The organism is Caballeronia sp. GAFFF1, assembly GCF_023630705.1.
In the GTDB taxonomy this organism is placed as follows: domain Bacteria; phylum Pseudomonadota; class Gammaproteobacteria; order Burkholderiales; family Burkholderiaceae; genus Caballeronia.
Window position 1 is genome coordinate 170,106 of record NZ_JALQEM010000012.1, and the last position, 15,949, is coordinate 186,054.

A 15,949-nucleotide genomic window follows, 5' to 3' on the forward strand; every position below is an offset into this window, starting at 1 on the left:
TAAAATCACGATTTTAGCAGCGCGCCGCTTGACGCACGATGGGCAGATCCAGCTCATCGCTCAGGCCGCGCGCGCCGCCACCCGATCCAGTCACCCGCTGCGCCCTTATGGCCGACGTTCAGAAAACCGTATTGATCCGCCATTCGGCGGAAGAAATGTTCGACCTCGTCACCGATGTCGCCGACTACCCGAACTTCCTGCCGTGGTGCGGCGGCGTCGAGATCGGCCGCCAGGACGAGACCGGCATGGAAGCGAAGATCGACATCAATTTCAAGGGCATCAAGCAGCACTTCGCCACGCGTAACGTGCAAAAGCGGCCGACGAACATCGATATGGAGTTCCTGAGCGGCCCTTTCAAGAAGTTCACGGGCTACTGGCGCTTCACGCCGCTGCGCGCCGACGCCTGCAAGATCGAGTTCGCGCTGCACTACGAGTTCTCGAACCTGATTCTCGAGAAGATCATTGGGCCGGTGTTCAGCCATATCGCGAACACGTTCGTCGATTCGTTCGTGAAGCGCGCGGATCAGCGGTACGGCAAGAAATGAATCTGCATATCGATGTCTGCTACGGCCTGCCGGGCGGCAAGAGCTTCCTCACGCGCGTCGGCCTGCGCGACGGCGCGACCGTGCGCGAAGCCATCGAGGCGAGCGGCGTGCTCCGAGCGCATCCCGAGATCGATTTGACGACGCAGAAGGTCGGCGTGTTCGGCAAGCTCCAAGCGCTCAATGCCGCGCTCGCCGACTTTGATCGCGTGGAGATCTATCGGCCGCTGAAGGTCGATCCGAAGACCGCGCGCCAGCGCCGGGTCGACAAGGCGCGCAAGGCGGGATCGATCGAAGGGCGCAAATGGCAGTCGAAGGATTCGCGCTGAGCCAAGGCCGCATCAATGCGCGGGCGCTTCCTTCGATGCCGCCGCCGGCTCGACGGTATGTTGCCGCACCGACCAGCTCACGCCCGCCAGCAGCAGCACGATAGCCAGCATCTCCGGAGCGCGCGGCCAGCGGGCGTCGTAGACAAAGGCATAGAGCAGGGCGAAGAGCGTTTCGAACGCGATCATCTGCCCGGAGAGCGTGAGCGGCAGGCGTTTCGCCGCCGCGTTCCACAGCATGTTCCCGAGCCAGGAACCGCCGGTCGCCAGCGCGAAGCACACGATCCAGAACAGATGCCAGCGCGCGGCCGGCACGCTCGCCTGCACGACGCCGGCAGGCAACATCCAGACAACCGCCCCGAGGACCGCGCCGAGCACGCCGGTTACGATGCCCCACAGCACGGACCATTCGTTGCCGTCGAAGTGGCGGTTCGCCTGCAGATAGCGCGCGTTGACGACCGCATACCACGTCCACGACGCCAGCGCGCCGACCGCGCACGCGAGCCCGGCAAGGCGCGTGAGCACGCTATTCGCGCTCGCGTCGCCGGGATGCGTGAAGACGTCGCTGAACACGTCCAGATTGATGCACGCGATGCCCGCCAGCACCAGCAAGAGCGGCGCGGCGAGGCGCTTGAGGTCGACCGCGCCGTGATCGCGCCGGCCCGCCAGCGTCACCGTCACCGGAAGAATGCCGACGATCAGCGAAGACGGCGCCACGCCCACGAGTTGCACCGCGCTCGCGAGCAGCATGTAGTAGAGCAGATTCCCGACGAGCGCGAGTTTCACGAGCGCGATCGCATCGGCGCGCGTGAGCTTCGCGGCGAGCCGTCGCGCGAACGGCAGGGCGGCGGCCAGCGACACGACGCCATACATCACGTAGCGCCCGATGCTCAGCATGAGCGGCGAGAAGTCCGGCAACAGGCGCGGCGCGAGAAAAATAAAACCCCAGATGGCTCCCGCCAGCATTCCGCATACGACACCGCGCTGCATTGACCGACTCCGACTTGCACTCGAATGACGCGAAAGCGTAGCGCGGCGCACCGCCCGCGTCTTGTTCAAACGTGCACCGCTTGGCGCGCGGCCGAAGGCCCGGATTTTGCGTCGATCGGCCGTAACCTGCTGTTCGGGCAGTGAAAATGCGGGGAACTATCGGTATAATCTGCTTTTGCGCCCATAGGATTTGCCATGCGTCTGATCCAGAAAGCACTCACGTTCGATGACGTGCTCCTCGTGCCTGCGTTCTCCAGCGTTCTTCCGCGCGATACCAGCCTGAAATCCCAGCTGACTCGCAACATCTCCCTGAATATGCCCCTCGTGTCCGCCGCCATGGACACGGTCACCGAAGGCCGGCTCGCCATCGCCATGGCGCAGATGGGCGGCATCGGCATCGTTCACAAGAATCTCACCGCGAAGGAACAGGCGCGCGAAGTCGCAAAGGTCAAGCGCTTCGAGTCCGGCGTCGTGCGCGACCCGATCACCGTGCCGCCGCAAATGCGCGTACGCGATGTCATCGCGCTCACGCAGCAGCACGGCATCTCGGGCTTCCCGGTGGTGGAAGGCGCGCAACTCATCGGCATCGTCACCAACCGCGACCTGCGTTTCGAAGAGCGGCTGGACGAACCGGTGCGCAACATCATGACGCCGCGCGAGCGTCTCGTGACGGTCAAGGAAGGCACGTCGCTCGCCGAAGCGAAGGCGCTGATGCACAGCCATCGCCTGGAACGCGTGCTCGTGGTCAACGACGCGTTCGAACTGCGCGGCCTGATGACCGTGAAGGACATCACGAAGCAGACCGAGAACCCTGACGCCTGCAAGGACGAAGACGGCAAGCTGCGCGTGGGCGCGGCGGTCGGCGTAGGCCCGGACAACGAAGAGCGTGTCGATCTGCTCGCGCAGGCGGGCGTGGACGTGATCGTCGTCGATACGGCGCACGGCCATAGCCAGGGCGTGCTGGAGCGCGTGCGCTGGGTCAAGCAGAATTATCCGCGCGTGCAGGTGATCGGCGGCAACATCGCGACGGCGGCGGCGGCCAAGGCGCTCGTCGAGTACGGCGCGGACGCGGTGAAGGTCGGCATCGGTCCGGGCTCCATCTGCACGACGCGTATCGTCGCAGGCGTGGGCGTGCCGCAGATCACGGCTATCGCGAACGTGTCCGAGGCGCTGCGCGGCAGCGGCGTGCCGGTCATCGCGGACGGCGGCGTGCGCTTCTCGGGCGACGTCTCGAAGGCGCTCGCGGCGGGCGCGAACGTCGTGATGATGGGCAGCATGCTCGCCGGCACCGAAGAATCGCCGGGCGACGTGTTCCTGTTCCAGGGCCGTCAGTACAAGGCGTACCGCGGCATGGGCTCGGTCGGCGCGATGAAGGACGGCGCGGCGGATCGCTATTTCCAGGACAACTCGGCTAACATCGACAAGCTCGTGCCGGAAGGCATCGAAGGCCGCGTGGCCTACAAGGGCTCGGTCAACGCCATCCTGTTCCAGGTTGTCGGCGGCGTGCGCGCGAGCATGGGCTATTGCGGCTGCCGCACCATCGCGGAACTGCACGACAAGGCGGAATTCGTGCAGATCACGGCGGCGGGCATGCGCGAATCGCACGTGCATGACGTGCAGATCACCAAGGAAGCGCCGAACTATCACGTCGACTGACCGGCTTGCTCGCGCCGTCTCCCGGCTTTTGCGCCGATAACCTCGTGGACCGATCATGAAACCGTTGCTGCGCGTCGTGCTGGTCGTCAATGCCCTCATCTTTCTGGTGTTCGGCGTGCTGTTTCTGCTGACGCCGTGGGCGGGACTTTACGACGCGCTGCAACTGGACGCCATGCGAGTGGAACCGGCGTTCGCCGGGCAACTGCTCGGCATCGCGCTGATCGGTTTCGCGTGGCTGTCGCTGCACGCGGCCATCGACGGTGCACTCACCGCAGCCGCCGCCAGAGCCTCGGGCCATGTCGAATGGCTGTCGGGCATCGTCGTGCTGGTCTGGCTGCTCGGCCTGCGCACGCCTGAGGTCGACGGCTTCGGGCAGGTCGGCGCGGCGCTGATCGGCATCGTGTTGCTGGTGCTGGGGCTCGGCAGCGTGAGGCTCGCGGGCGCGGTGCGGCGGCGGGAACGCGCGGCACTGGCCGGCGCGGCGTCGGCGGAGCGGGCGGAAAAGAAGGCGGCGCAAAAGCGCGACGAAACGCGGCCACCTGCCACGACCGTCGTGCCGCCGTCGGATACGGCAACGCGTCCCGCGGCGCGCGCGCCCGAAGCCACTGCCATCGATCCCGTCACTGGCCGCGCCGTCGATCCGGCGGGGCGGCCGATCGATGCCGATACCGCGCCACCGGTTGCGCGCACGCGCACGGAAGCCGGCGTGGTCGATCCGGTCACGGGCCGCACCCTGGATGCGCAAACGGGCCGCGAGATCGACCCGGCCACCGGCAGGCGCATCGACCCGGTGATCGGCAGCGATATCGATCCGGCGACCGGACGGCGCGTGGACCCGCTGACGGGCCGCGTGGCGCCGGACCCTGCGAGCGGGGCGCCGCGCTGAGGCGCCCGCAGATGCGCGAACGCGAGTACGACGGCGCGCGCAGCAAGGAAACACAAGGACGGTCGGCCTTCGCGCCGGCCGTCGATTTATTCGCAGCCGGACCCGGCAGCACCGGGACCGGCTGCCCACACCATTCGTTCACTTAGCCTTTGGCCGCAGCCATGCACGACAAAATCCTGATTCTCGATTTCGGCTCCCAAGTCACCCAGCTGATCGCCCGGCGCATCCGCGAGTCGCACGTCTACTCGGAAATCCATCCGTACGACGTGGACGAGACGTTTATCCGCGAGTTCGCGCCGAAGGGCATCATCCTGTCGGGCGGCCCGAACTCGGTCACCGAGGCGAAGTCGCCGCGCGCCCCGCAGATCGTGTTCGATCTCGGCGTGCCGGTGCTCGGCATCTGCTACGGCATGCAGACCATGGCCGACCAGCTCGGCGGCAAGGTCGAGCTCGGCAAGGTGCGCGAGTTCGGCTACGCGGAAGTGCAGGCGCTCAACCATACGGGCTTTCTCGAAGGCATCGAAGACTTCAAGACCGCCGAAGGCGAGTCGATGCTCAAGGTCTGGATGAGCCACGGCGACAAGGTGGCCGACATGCCGGCCGGCTTCAAGCTGATGGCCTCGACGCCCGCGTGCCCGATCGCCGCGATGGCCGACGACGACCGCCGCTTCTACGGCGTACAGTGGCACCCGGAAGTCACGCACACGGTGCAGGGCCGCGCGATGCTCGACCGCTTCGTGCTCGAACTGTGCGGCGCGAAGGCCGACTGGGAGATGGGCCACTACATCGACGAAGCGGTCGCGAAGATTCGCGCGCAGGTCGGCGACGAGCACGTCATTCTCGGCTTGTCGGGCGGCGTGGATTCGTCGGTGGCGGCGGCGCTCCTGCATCGCGCGATCGGCAATCAGCTGACGTGCGTGTTCGTCGATCACGGCCTCTTGCGCGAGAACGAAGCCGAGCAGGTCATGTCGACGTTCGCGGACCATCTCGGCGTGAAGGTCATTCATGTGGATGCGAGCGAAGCGTTTCTCCACAAGCTTGCCGGCGTGACCGATCCGGAGGCGAAGCGCAAGATTATCGGCGCGGAGTTTATCGAAGTGTTCGACGCCGAATCGCACAAGCTCACCGACGCGAAATGGCTCGCGCAGGGCACCATTTACCCGGACGTGATCGAATCGGCGGGCAAGGGCAAGAAGGGCGCGCATACGATCAAGAGTCACCACAACGTCGGCGGGCTGCCCGAGACGCTGAAGCTGAAGCTGCTCGAACCGCTGCGCGAACTCTTCAAGGACGAAGTGCGCGAGCTCGGCGTGAAGCTGGGCCTGCCGCCCGCGATGGTGTATCGCCATCCGTTCCCCGGTCCCGGCCTCGGCGTGCGGATTCTCGGCGAAGTGAAGCGCGAGTTCGCCGATCTGCTGCGCCGCGCGGACGCCATTTTCATCGAGACGCTGCGCAATACCATCGACAAGGAAACCGGCAAGTCGTGGTACGAGCTGACGAGCCAGGCGTTCGCGGTGTTTCTGCCCGTAAAGAGCGTCGGCGTAATGGGCGATGGCCGCACCTACGATTACGTCGTCGCGCTGCGCGCCGTGCAGACGATGGACTTCATGACCGCGCACTGGGCGCATCTGCCGCACGAACTGCTCGGACATGTGAGCAACCGCATCATCAACGAAGTGCGCGGGATCAATCGGGTCGTGTATGACATCTCGGGCAAGCCGCCTGCGACGATCGAGTGGGAGTGATCGCGGCCGCGCAGCACTGAACGGGAGCCGGTCACTTGAACACCCCTCGCGCTGACCGCCCCACCGACTCCCTCTTCTTCGCGGTCTACCCCGATGCCGCCGCTGCCGCGCGCATCGGGGACCACGCGGTAAGCCTTCGCGCCGCGCACACCCTGAAGGCGCGGCCCATTCCCGCCGATCGCCTGCACATCACCCTGCATTACCTCGGCGCCTTCGCGGGCGTGCCGGCCGACACGCTCGCCGCAGCGCGCGCGGCGGCCTCATCGGTTCACATGCCGTCGTTCGACGTGACGCTCGACCGCGTCGAAACCTTCGCCACGCGCCGTCCGAAGCGGCCGCTCGTCATAGCGGGCGAGCCGGACGACGCCTTCTCCGCTTTCGTCGATCGACTCGACAAGTCGCTGCAATCGGTCGGCATCTTCGTCAAATCGCATCCGCGCTTCATCCCGCATGTGACGCTGCTTTACGACGAGCATCGCGTCGCGCGGCAAGCCGTCGAGCCGATCACGTGGACAGTGCGCGAGTTCGCGCTCGTGCGCAGTCTGCTCGGNCGCTCGGAGCATCAGGTCATCGAACGCTGGCTGCTCGACGCATAAGACACCGCACATTCGGAATAAACTGTTTCGCGGATTTTTCGTCCGGGTTATGGTTGAAGGGTTCGACCTAAGGATTCCGATTACATGACTCGATCCCGTCTGCTGCCCGTCACGCGCGAAACGCATCACGTCCAGATCGATCTCGTCTACGCGACCGATCGCAATCTCACCGGCAAGCCCATCTACAAGACGCAGCATTGCCTGCTGCTCGAACCCGCCGAAGCGGCGCTGCGCAAGGCGGTGACGATCGCGCAGAGCTTCGGCGCGACGCTGAAGATCTTCGACGCCTACCGCCCGCCGCAAGCGCAGGAAGTGCTGTGGAATTTCCTGCCCGATCCCACGTTCATCGCCGATCTCGGCCGCGGCTCGAATCACAGCCGCGGGACGGCGGTAGACCTGACGCTCGTCGATAGCGACGGCATCGAGTTCGACATGGGCACCGGCTTCGACGCGATGGTGCCGGAGTCCGGCCACTTTCACGCGGGTCTGCCGGCTCACGTGCAGCGCAATCGCACGCTCTTGCTCGGCGTGATGCACGGCGCGGGCTTCGCGCATATTCCGAGCGAATGGTGGCATTACGAGTTACCCGGATCGCGCGAGCTCGCGCTCATCGACAACGAAGAAAGCGGCCCCTTGCGGCTGATGTGAACGGGATAAACGACCATGAGACTGAGCGCACGAAAGGCCCTTGTCGCGATGACGCTGGCGTTGAGCTTTGCCTGTGCAGCGCACGCGGCGACGCCGAAAGACATGTTCGTCATGGCGACGCTGCTCGACGAATTCACCACGCTCGATCCGGGCGAAGTCTACGAACTCGTGCCGGAGGAATACGTTGCGAACACGTACGACCGGTTGGTGCGCGTCGATCTAAAGGACCCGTCGAAGTTCAACGGCGACGTCGCGCAATCGTGGACCGTCAGCCCGGACGGGCTCACGTTCACCTTCAAGATCCGCTCCGGCATCAAGTTCCATTCCGGCAATCCGCTCACGGCCGATGACGTCGCGTGGTCCATCCAGCGCACGGCGTTGCTCGACAAGGGCGCGGCGGCGGTGCTCGCGGGCATCGGCATCACGAAGGCCAACGCGCTACAAAACGTGAAGAAGATCGACGACAGCACGGTGTCCGTCACGACCGATCAACGCTACGCGCCGACTTTCGTGCTGAACGTGCTCGGCGCGTGGCCGGCGTCGGTGGTGGATCGCAAGCTGCTCGAATCGCACGCCAAAGGTAACGACTACGGCAACGACTGGCTCAAGACCAGCGAGGCCGGCTCGGGCGCGTACAAGCTCGTGAAGTGGACGGCGAACGACAGCATCGTGCTGCAACGTTTCGACGGCTATCGCCTGCCGCTCGCGATGAAGCGCATCGTGCTGCGCCATGTGACCGAGGCGGCGAGCCAGCGCCTGATGATCCAGAACGGCGATATCGACGTGGCGCGCGATCTCAGCCCCGACGACCTCGACACGCTCTCGAAGAACGGCGTCATCAAGGCGACGGCCGTGCCGCAGGCGACGCTCATGTATCTCGGCCTGAACAACAAGAATCAGTACTTGGCGAAGCCGGAAGTCTGGGAAGCGATGAAGTGGCTGATCGACTATCAGGGCATCCAGAAGAACGTGATCCGCACGACGTACAAGGTCCACGAAACGTTTCTGCCCGAAGGTTTTCTCGGCGCGCTCAACGAGAATCCGTATCACCAGGACGTCGCGAAGGCGAAGGCGCTGCTTGCCAAAGCCGGGCTCGCGGACGGCTTCACCGTGAAGATGGACGTGCGCAACGACTATCCGTACAGCGAAATTGCGCAGGCGGTGCAGGCGAATCTCGCGCTCGCCAACATCAAGGTGCAGCTCATTCCGAGCGACAACAAGCAGACGCTCGGCCGCTACCGGGCGCGCGCGCACGACATCTATATCGGCGAATGGTCGGCGGACTATATCGATCCGCACAGCAACGCGCAGGGCTTCGCGTGGAATCCGGACAACTCGGACGCGTCGAGCTTCAAGATGCTCGCGTGGCGCAATGCGTGGAATATTCCCGATCTGACGAAGGAAACCAACGCGGCGCTCGCGGAAAGCTCCACCACGAAGCGCGCGCAGATGTACGAGAAGATGCAGCGCGAGATGCTCGCGAAGTCGCCGTTCGTCATCATGTTCCAGAAGGTCTCACAAGTGGCGGCGCGTCCGGGCGTGACCGGTCTCGAAGTCGGGCCGATCAACGATCTCGTGTCGTATCGCAACCTGAAGAAGCAATGACGCGATGACGCCGCATCCGACCGTGCTCGACCGCCTGCGCGCCGCGAACGCGAATCGCGGCGGCGCGCGGATCGCGCTCGCGCTTCTGCGCTGGATCGCGATGCTCGCCGTCACGTTCACCGGCTTGCTCGCCATCACGTTCTTCATCGGGCGCAAGATCCCGATCGACCCGGTGCTCGCGATTCTTGGCGACCGCGCATCGGCGAGCGCGTATGCCGCGGCGCGCGTGCAGCTCGGGCTCGACAAGCCGCTCGTCGACCAATTCCTGATCTACGCCCGCGACGTGCTGCACGGAAACCTGGGCGTGTCGCTGCTGACGGCGAGTCCGGTCATCGACGATATCCGGCGCGTCTTTCCCGCGACGCTCGAGCTGGCGACGCTCTCGACCTTCATCGGCGTGATGATCGGCGTGCCGCTCGGCGTGATCGCAGCGGTGCGCCACAACCGCCTCGTGGATCACGTCGCGCGCGTGATCGGCCTCGCGGGCAGTTCGGTGCCGGTGTTCTGGCTCGCGCTGATGGGGCTGCTGCTCTTTTACGCGCGGCTGCATTGGGTGTCGGGACCGGGCCGCATCGACCCGCTGTACGACGGCATGGTCGATACGCGCACGGGCAGTCTCCTGATCGACGCGCTTATCGCCCGCGAGTGGGACGTGTTCGCCAACGCGTTTTCGCATATCGCGCTGCCGGCGGGCGTGCTGGCGTTCTATTCGATCGCGTATCTGTCGCGCATGACGCGCTCGTTCATGCTCGAACAACTGAGCCAGGAATATGTGACGACGGCGCGCGCGAAAGGCCTGCCCGAGCGCCGCGTGATCTGGCGCCATGCGTTCGGCAATATCGCGGTGCCGTTGCTCACGGTCATCGCGCTCGCGTACAGCTATTTGCTGGAAGGCTCGGTGCTGACCGAGATCGTGTTCGCGTGGCCGGGCATCGGCTCGTATCTGACGGGCGCGCTTCTGAACGCCGACATGAACGCGGTGCTCGGCAGCACGCTCGTGATCGGCGCGACGTTCATCGCGCTCAATCTGCTGACGGATGCGCTCTACCGCGTGTTCGATCCGCGCGCTCGCTGACAACGGAGACCTTTGCCGCATGCATTCGCCCGCCAAGCGCACGCCGATGAAACCCGCGCCGACTACGTGGCGCGCGTGGCTCTTGACCGACACGCCCGCGTCCCCGCGACAGGCCGCGCTCGGGCGCGCGTACCGGCGCTGGCGGCGGTTCTCGGGCAATCCGCTCAGCATGCTGGGCCTCGTCATCTTGATCGTGCTCGTCGTGGCGGCGGCCGTCGGGCCGCTCCTGGTCACGCAGGACCCGCTGCGGCAGGTGCTCGCCGATCGTCTGATGCCGCCGGGCGCGGCGCACTGGTTCGGCACGGATCAACTCGGCCGCGACATCCTGTCGAGACTCGTTCACGGCTCGCGTCTCACGCTATCCATCGCGATGCTCGTCGTCGTGCTTGTCGTGCCAATTGGACTCCTGATCGGCACGGTGGCGGGCTATTGCGGCGGCTTTGTCGATACCGTGCTCATGCGCCTGACCGATGTCGCGCTCGCGTTTCCGAAGATCGTGCTGGCGCTCGCGTTCGCGGCGGCGCTGGGGCCGGGCGTGCTGAATGCGGTCATCGCCATTTCCATCACCGCGTGGCCGCCTTACGCGCGGCTCGCGCGGGCCGAATCGCTGCGGCTCGCGCAGGCCGATTTCATTCACGCGGCGCGGCTCGCGGGCGCATCGCACACGCGCATTCTGCTGCGCTATATCGTGCCGCTGTGCTCGTCGTCGGTGATCGTGCGCGCGACGCTCGATATGGCGGGCATCATTCTCGCGGTCGCGGGGCTCGGCTTTCTTGGACTCGGTGCGCAGCCGCCGAGTCCGGAATGGGGCTACATGGTCGCCTCGGGCCGTAACGTGCTGCTCGACGCCTGGTGGGTCGCGACCATCCCCGGCCTCGCGATTCTCGCAGTCAGCCTCGCGTTCAATCTGCTCGGCGACGGGTTGCGCGATGTCTTCGATCCGCGTCATGGAGGCTGACATGGACGATGCGCTCGCTGAAATCGACGGTCTCGAAGTCGCCTTCGCCGGCCACGACGGCGTCGCGATGCCCGCGGTGCGCGGTGTCTCGCTGACGGTGCGGCGCGGCGAGCGGCTCGGCATCGTCGGGGAATCGGGCTCGGGGAAGTCGCTGACCGGCCGCGCGCTGCTCGGCCTCTTGCCGCCCGAAGCGCGATGGTCCGCGAAGGCTTTGCGCTTCGACGGCCAGGACCTGCTCGCGATGAAGCCGAGCGCGCGCCGGCGCCTCTGCGGCACGCAGATGAGCATGATCCTGCAAGATCCGAAGTACTCGCTCAATCCGGTGATGACGGTCGCCCAGCAGATGCGCGAAACCATCGCGCGTCAGGACGGCGGCTTGAGCCGGCGCGCGATGCGTGCGCGCATCGTGGATGCGCTCGCGGCCGTGCATATCCGCGATCCGGAGCGTGTGGCGGACGCGTATCCGCACGAGTTGTCAGGCGGCATGGGCCAGCGCGTGATGATCGCGATGATGGTGAGCGCGGGTCCGCGCCTTTTGATTGCCGACGAACCGACGAGCGCGCTCGACGTGCTCGTGTCGATGCAGGTGCTCGCCGTGCTCGACGAAATGATCGAGCGTCATCGCACGGGGCTCGTGTTCATCAGCCACGACTTGCCGCTCGTGATGTCGTTCTGCGATCGCGTCGCGGTGATGTACGGCGGGCGCGTCGTGGAAACCTGCGCGGCGCGTGAACTCGCCAACGCGCGGCATCCGTACACGCGCGGACTGCTTGCCGCGAGCCCGCCCTTGACCAATCCGCCCGACGAATTGCCGACGCTGCGCCGCGATCCGTCGTGGCTCGCGGAAACGATCGAGGAAGCCGCGCGATGATCGAGATCGACCACGCGCACATTCGCTTCAAGACCAAAACCGGCCATGTCGATGCGGTGCGCGACGTGTCGTTGCGCGTTGAGGATGGCGAAGTATTCGGTCTCGTCGGCGAGTCGGGCAGCGGCAAGTCGACGCTGCTGCGCGCGCTCGCGGGCCTCGTGCCGCTTGCCGGAGGCGGCATGCGCATCGACGGGCAGGCCGTTGCACATCGGCCGCAGCGCGACGTGCAGATGGTGTTTCAGGACCCGTACGGCTCGCTGCATCCGCGCTTCACCGTCGACCGCACATTGCGCGAGCCGCTCGCGATCAACGGCATCGGCAATCAGGACACGCGCATTCTCGACGCGCTCGCCGAAGTCGGCCTCGGGGCTGCGTTCCGCTTTCGCTATCCGCATCAGTTGTCGGGCGGGCAGCGGCAACGGGTGTCGATCGCTCGCGCGCTGATCGTCGAGCCGCGCGTGCTTCTGCTCGACGAGCCGACGTCCGCGCTCGATGTCTCCGTGCAGGCGGAAATCCTGAACCTGCTGCGGCGGCTGCATCGCGAGCGCAAGCTCACCATGATCCTCGTGAGCCACAATCTCGCGGTCGTGGGTTTCCTGTGTCAGCGCGTGGCCGTCATGCGCAACGGGGAAGTCGTCGAACAGCTCGGCGTCGAGGCGGTGAGGGCGCACGACGTCAAGCACGAGTACACGCGGCGGCTGCTCTTCGCGACGCAAGGCTACACGCGCGAGCCCGTGCGCTCGTAAGCACAGACGCCCGCCGCGCGGCAATCGATGTCGCGAAAACCCCGCATATCTTCTCTATACGGCCGACGCGCGCGAACGGCCGTGCGCCGCGCGAAGCAATCAGGGCCGCCGCTGATAGAATACGAGATGAATTGTCGAAGCCAGCCGAACCACGCGCGAGCGCGTTTTTTCCGGCGGGCTCCGACTTCACGCTAACCCCGCAAATCGTGACAGACCGCTTCGGCGTTATTCGAAAGCCGGTCGTAATCCCTGATGAAATTGCTAGATGCTCTGGTAGAACAGCGGATCAACGAAGCCGTGTCTCGCGGCGAGTTGAACAACTTGCCGGGCGCAGGCGCGCCGCTTCAGTTGGACGATGATCTTCTCGTTCCCGAGGAAGTGCGCGTCGCCAACCGTATTCTCAAGAATGCGGGTTTCGTCCCGCCTGCCGTCGAGCAGCTTCGCGCGCTGCGCGGCCTGCAGGACGAACTCGACAAAGTGACCGACCCTGCCGCCCGCTGCCGCATTCAGGTGAAGATGCTCGCGCTCGACATGGCGCTCGAATCGCTGCGCGGTGGCGGCTGCGTGCCGCACGAATATCGCCGGCGCATCGCGGAGCGGCTCTCCGAGCGCGTCGCGGCGCGCGGCGACACGGAGCCGGAGCAGCCTTGACGCTCACCGAGCCGCCGCCCGGCGCTTCTCCCGAGACACCAGAAGATACCGCTCCCGCCAGCGACCGCGATCGCCGCTTCATGGCGCTCGCGCAACGCGCCGCCGACGAAGCGCGCCGCGCGGGGGAAGTCCCGGTGGGCGCGGTCGTCGTACTCGGCGATGAAGTCATCGCCACGGGTTTCAATCATCCGATTCGCGGGCACGATCCGTCCGCTCACGCCGAAATGGTCGCGCTGCGGGCCGCGGCGCAGGCGCAGCGAAACTATCGGCTGCCCGGCTGCGAGCTCTATGTGACGCTGGAGCCGTGCCTGATGTGCGCGGGCGCGATCATGCACGCGCGCATCGCGCGGGTCGTGTACGGCGCGGCCGACCCGAAGACCGGCGCGTGCGGCAGCGTCGTCGATATGTTCGCGAACGAGCGGCTGAATCATCATACGGCCGTGACGGGAGGCGTGCTCGCCGACGAATGCGGCCACGCGCTCAAGAACTTCTTCGCCGAGCGCCGGCTTCTCGCGCGCGAAGAGCGCGCCGCGCGTCAAGCGCAAACACAATTGGCCGCGCGCCTCGACATCGATATCTCCACCAACACGAACTGAACATCGTGAAATCACGCACCATCGACCTCATCGCGCCTTCCGGCTATCCGCACGACCCCGCGGCTGTCGAGCGGGGCATCGGGCGTCTGCGGGCGCAGGGTCATCGGCTCGAAAATCTCGATGCGACGCGCCGGCGCTTTCAACGATTCGGCGGCACCGACAGCGAACGCGCCGCCGATCTGAACCGTCTCGCCGATCCGTCACGGCCGCTGCCCGATATCGTGCTGGCGGTGCGCGGCGGGTATGGCGCATCGCGCATTCTGCACGGCCTCGACTACGACGGCCTGCGACGGCTCGGCGACGAACCCGTGGCGCTCGTCGGCCACAGCGATTTCACGGCGATTCAGTGCGCGTTATACGCGCGTTCGGCGGTGAAGAGTTTCGGCGGTCCGATGTTCGCCGGAAACTTCGGCGCGGAGCAGCTGAGCGCATTCACCATGCACCACTTCTGGCAGGCGATTTCGCAGCCGAGCTTCACTGTGACGAGCCACACGCCGCAGCGCCAGTCCGTCGACGTGACCGGCATGTTGTGGGGCGGCAACCTCGCGATACTCGCCGCGCTCGTCGGCACGCCGTATCTGCCGCCTGTCGATGGCGGCATTCTCTTCATCGAAGATGTAAATGAGCATCCGTTTCGCATCGAGCGGATGATCTACCAGTTGCATCAGGCAGGCGTGCTTGGACGGCAGCAGGCGGTCATCATGGGTGAGTTCTCGGGCGGGCGCCTGTCCGACTACGACAACGGCTTCTCGCTCGACGCGGTGATCGAGCAGATGAGGGCGGCGACCGGCGTGCCGTTCGTGACCGGCTTGCAGTTCGGACACGTCGATAATCTGCTGACGCTGCCTTTTGGTGCGACTGCACACCTTGTCGCGAACGAGCGGGGTTTCACGCTGGCGCTGTCGGACTATCCGCATCTGGCCTAGGTTTGCGGCAGAGGGCACTTGCTGCGAGTGCCTTTTCGTTTGACTGCTTTTGCAACTAACGGTCTGTTCTACGCGTCACCATGGATCGCGATGCACCATTTATGAACCGCAGATTGTCGACAAAATCCGGTCGACAATGCCGACAAAAAGTAGCCTAATCGTCCTGAATGCCCGTCGGTTCTGGCTTGCAGGCAGACATCACCTCGCGCGACGCCACCCTTCACCGAGATTTTTTATTTTGAATTGTTGACAATCTTTATGTCGATTCTAAGATGGTCAACATGCAAGCGAGCACATCATGTCCGACCGTAAAACGAGTGCTGCATCGAACGCTTCCGCCGGTTCTCTGAACGGAGCCGTCGCAGCGAGCCCCGAGTCGATCGCCGAGAACATCCGCGCCGCGATCCTCGAACACCGGCTTGCTCCCGGCGCGAAGCTGACCGAAGCGCAGTTGTGCGAAGTGTTCGACGTGAAACGCGGCCCGGTGCGCCAGGCGCTGTCGCAACTGGCAAGCGAGCGGCTCGTCGATCTCGAACCGAATCGCGGCGCGTTTGTCGCAAGTCCGTCGCTGCAGGAAGTGCACGACGTATTCGAAATGCGACGCATCGTCGAGCTGGCTGTCGTCGAGCGCATCTGCAAAGGACACGGCACGCGGCGGCTGAAGTCGATTGGCGCGACCATCGGGCGCGAAAGGCGAGCGTTCGAGAACCGCGATTTCTCTGCGTGGATCCGGCTGTCGGGCGAGTTCCACACCGAACTGGCCGCGCTCACCGGCAACGCCGTGCTGTGCGATTGTCTGTCCGGACTGGTCGCGCGCTCGACGCTGATTTCGGCGCTGTATGAATCGCTCGGCAAGAGTTCGTGCTCTTTTGAAGATCACGAAGCGATCCTCGCCGCGCTCGATGCCGGCGACGCCGCAAAAGCCGCGGATCTGATGGCCCAACATCTGCGCGATGTCGAACTGAAGATGCTGGAGCGGCCGGCCCGTGGCGCGGTCGATCTGAAGGAAGTATTCGCAAGGCCGGGCGAACGCGAGAAGGCGTTCGGCGCGTAAGCAAGCCGTAGCACGAACACAAAAATGGAGACCGCGCCCGCGCGCATGCGGCGGGCGCGTAGCGAGACGCACGCGCGA

General features: G+C 65.4%; 17 protein-coding genes. 16 read left to right on the forward strand and 1 reads right to left on the reverse strand.

Annotation, left to right across the window (positions count from 1 at the left end; translation table 11 throughout):
- Window positions 1–107 precede the first annotated feature (107 nt).
- Both NCR37_RS05820 and NCR37_RS05825 read left to right on the forward strand, forming a co-directional pair.
- Window positions 108–545: a type II toxin-antitoxin system RatA family toxin gene (locus tag NCR37_RS05820; RefSeq protein WP_175940150.1), complete on the forward strand. Its 438-nt coding sequence runs from the start codon at window positions 108–110 to the stop codon at window positions 543–545.
- Entirely contained in the window at window positions 542–871 is a 330-nt protein-coding gene (locus NCR37_RS05825) for an RnfH family protein (protein ID WP_250472163.1), read from the forward strand. Before NCR37_RS05820 ends, NCR37_RS05825 begins: the two co-directional genes overlap by 4 nt.
- 12 nt (window positions 872–883) lie before the next feature.
- On the opposite strand, the gene NCR37_RS05830 is transcribed toward NCR37_RS05825, so the two are convergent.
- The gene (locus tag NCR37_RS05830; RefSeq protein WP_250472164.1) at window positions 884–1,858 is read right to left on the reverse strand and encodes a DMT family transporter; all 975 of its coding nucleotides are present in this window, start codon (window positions 1,856–1,858) and stop codon (window positions 884–886) included.
- Window positions 1,859–2,053: 195 nt separating this feature from the next.
- On the opposite strand from NCR37_RS05830, the gene guaB reads away from it, so the two are divergent.
- The 14 genes from guaB to NCR37_RS05900 all read left to right on the forward strand — a co-directional run bounded on the left by guaB (window position 2,054) and on the right by NCR37_RS05900 (window position 15,871).
- Window positions 2,054–3,514, forward strand: a complete 1,461-nt coding sequence (gene guaB / locus NCR37_RS05835) for an IMP dehydrogenase (protein ID WP_159836006.1) — start codon at window positions 2,054–2,056, stop codon at window positions 3,512–3,514.
- 55 nt (window positions 3,515–3,569) lie between these two features.
- Complete coding sequence (locus tag NCR37_RS05840; RefSeq protein WP_250472165.1) at window positions 3,570–4,400, forward strand: hypothetical protein; 831 nt, start codon at window positions 3,570–3,572, stop codon at window positions 4,398–4,400.
- Between the two features lie 161 nt (window positions 4,401–4,561).
- The gene (gene guaA, locus NCR37_RS05845; RefSeq protein ID WP_250472166.1) at window positions 4,562–6,145 is read left to right on the forward strand and encodes a glutamine-hydrolyzing GMP synthase; all 1,584 of its coding nucleotides are present in this window, start codon (window positions 4,562–4,564) and stop codon (window positions 6,143–6,145) included.
- A 35-nt stretch (window positions 6,146–6,180) separates the two neighbouring features.
- Entirely contained in the window at window positions 6,181–6,741 is a 561-nt protein-coding gene (gene thpR / locus NCR37_RS05850) for an RNA 2',3'-cyclic phosphodiesterase (protein ID WP_250472167.1), read from the forward strand.
- Between the two features lie 84 nt (window positions 6,742–6,825).
- Complete coding sequence (ddpX, locus tag NCR37_RS05855) at window positions 6,826–7,389, forward strand: D-alanyl-D-alanine dipeptidase (protein ID WP_250472168.1); 564 nt, start codon at window positions 6,826–6,828, stop codon at window positions 7,387–7,389.
- Window positions 7,390–7,404: 15 nt separating this feature from the next.
- A complete protein-coding gene (locus NCR37_RS05860) occupies window positions 7,405–8,994 on the forward strand; it encodes an ABC transporter substrate-binding protein (RefSeq protein WP_250472169.1) in 1,590 nt (529 codons plus the stop codon).
- Between the two features lie 4 nt (window positions 8,995–8,998).
- Entirely contained in the window at window positions 8,999–10,069 is a 1,071-nt protein-coding gene (locus NCR37_RS05865; protein ID WP_250472170.1) for an ABC transporter permease, read from the forward strand.
- A 19-nt stretch (window positions 10,070–10,088) separates the two neighbouring features.
- On the forward strand, window positions 10,089–11,027 hold the full coding sequence (gene nikC / locus NCR37_RS05870; protein ID WP_250472171.1) for a nickel transporter permease: 939 nt from the start codon (window positions 10,089–10,091) through the stop codon (window positions 11,025–11,027).
- A 1-nt stretch (window position 11,028) separates the two neighbouring features.
- The gene (locus tag NCR37_RS05875; protein ID WP_250472172.1) at window positions 11,029–11,898 is read left to right on the forward strand and encodes an ABC transporter ATP-binding protein; all 870 of its coding nucleotides are present in this window, start codon (window positions 11,029–11,031) and stop codon (window positions 11,896–11,898) included.
- A complete protein-coding gene (locus tag NCR37_RS05880; RefSeq protein WP_250472173.1) occupies window positions 11,895–12,644 on the forward strand; it encodes an ABC transporter ATP-binding protein in 750 nt (249 codons plus the stop codon). The genes NCR37_RS05875 and NCR37_RS05880 overlap by 4 nt, the downstream gene beginning before the upstream one ends.
- A 252-nt stretch (window positions 12,645–12,896) precedes the next feature.
- Window positions 12,897–13,295 (forward strand): DnaJ family domain-containing protein, encoded by a 399-nt coding sequence (locus NCR37_RS05885; protein ID WP_159836014.1) that lies wholly within the window; start codon window positions 12,897–12,899, stop codon window positions 13,293–13,295.
- Window positions 13,292–13,891, forward strand: a complete 600-nt coding sequence (gene tadA, locus NCR37_RS05890) for a tRNA adenosine(34) deaminase TadA (protein WP_250472174.1) — start codon at window positions 13,292–13,294, stop codon at window positions 13,889–13,891. Before NCR37_RS05885 ends, tadA begins: the two co-directional genes overlap by 4 nt.
- 2 nt (window positions 13,892–13,893) lie before the next feature.
- The gene (gene ldcA, locus NCR37_RS05895) at window positions 13,894–14,817 is read left to right on the forward strand and encodes a muramoyltetrapeptide carboxypeptidase (RefSeq protein ID WP_250472240.1); all 924 of its coding nucleotides are present in this window, start codon (window positions 13,894–13,896) and stop codon (window positions 14,815–14,817) included.
- A gap of 298 nt (window positions 14,818–15,115) precedes the next feature.
- The gene (locus NCR37_RS05900) at window positions 15,116–15,871 is read left to right on the forward strand and encodes a GntR family transcriptional regulator (protein ID WP_250472175.1); all 756 of its coding nucleotides are present in this window, start codon (window positions 15,116–15,118) and stop codon (window positions 15,869–15,871) included.
- Window positions 15,872–15,949 lie beyond the last annotated feature (78 nt).

What these genes read in the sequence shown, in the direction of transcription:
- NCR37_RS05820 (WP_175940150.1), top strand. Translation starts at nt 108, where the DNA reads ATGGCCGACGTTCAGAAAACCGTATTGATCCGCCATTCGGCGGAAGAA.
- NCR37_RS05825 (WP_250472163.1), top strand. Translation starts at nt 542, where the DNA reads ATGAATCTGCATATCGATGTCTGCTACGGCCTGCCGGGCGGCAAGAGC.
- NCR37_RS05830 (WP_250472164.1), bottom strand. Translation starts at nt 1,858, where the DNA reads ATGCAGCGCGGTGTCGTATGCGGAATGCTGGCGGGAGCCATCTGGGGT.
- guaB (WP_159836006.1), top strand. Translation starts at nt 2,054, where the DNA reads ATGCGTCTGATCCAGAAAGCACTCACGTTCGATGACGTGCTCCTCGTG.
- NCR37_RS05840 (WP_250472165.1), top strand. Translation starts at nt 3,570, where the DNA reads ATGAAACCGTTGCTGCGCGTCGTGCTGGTCGTCAATGCCCTCATCTTT.
- guaA (WP_250472166.1), top strand. Translation starts at nt 4,562, where the DNA reads ATGCACGACAAAATCCTGATTCTCGATTTCGGCTCCCAAGTCACCCAG.
- ddpX (WP_250472168.1), top strand. Translation starts at nt 6,826, where the DNA reads ATGACTCGATCCCGTCTGCTGCCCGTCACGCGCGAAACGCATCACGTC.
- NCR37_RS05860 (WP_250472169.1), top strand. Translation starts at nt 7,405, where the DNA reads ATGAGACTGAGCGCACGAAAGGCCCTTGTCGCGATGACGCTGGCGTTG.
- NCR37_RS05865 (WP_250472170.1), top strand. Translation starts at nt 8,999, where the DNA reads ATGACGCCGCATCCGACCGTGCTCGACCGCCTGCGCGCCGCGAACGCG.
- nikC (WP_250472171.1), top strand. Translation starts at nt 10,089, where the DNA reads ATGCATTCGCCCGCCAAGCGCACGCCGATGAAACCCGCGCCGACTACG.
- NCR37_RS05875 (WP_250472172.1), top strand. Translation starts at nt 11,029, where the DNA reads ATGGACGATGCGCTCGCTGAAATCGACGGTCTCGAAGTCGCCTTCGCC.
- NCR37_RS05880 (WP_250472173.1), top strand. Translation starts at nt 11,895, where the DNA reads ATGATCGAGATCGACCACGCGCACATTCGCTTCAAGACCAAAACCGGC.
- NCR37_RS05885 (WP_159836014.1), top strand. Translation starts at nt 12,897, where the DNA reads ATGAAATTGCTAGATGCTCTGGTAGAACAGCGGATCAACGAAGCCGTG.
- NCR37_RS05900 (WP_250472175.1), top strand. Translation starts at nt 15,116, where the DNA reads ATGTCCGACCGTAAAACGAGTGCTGCATCGAACGCTTCCGCCGGTTCT.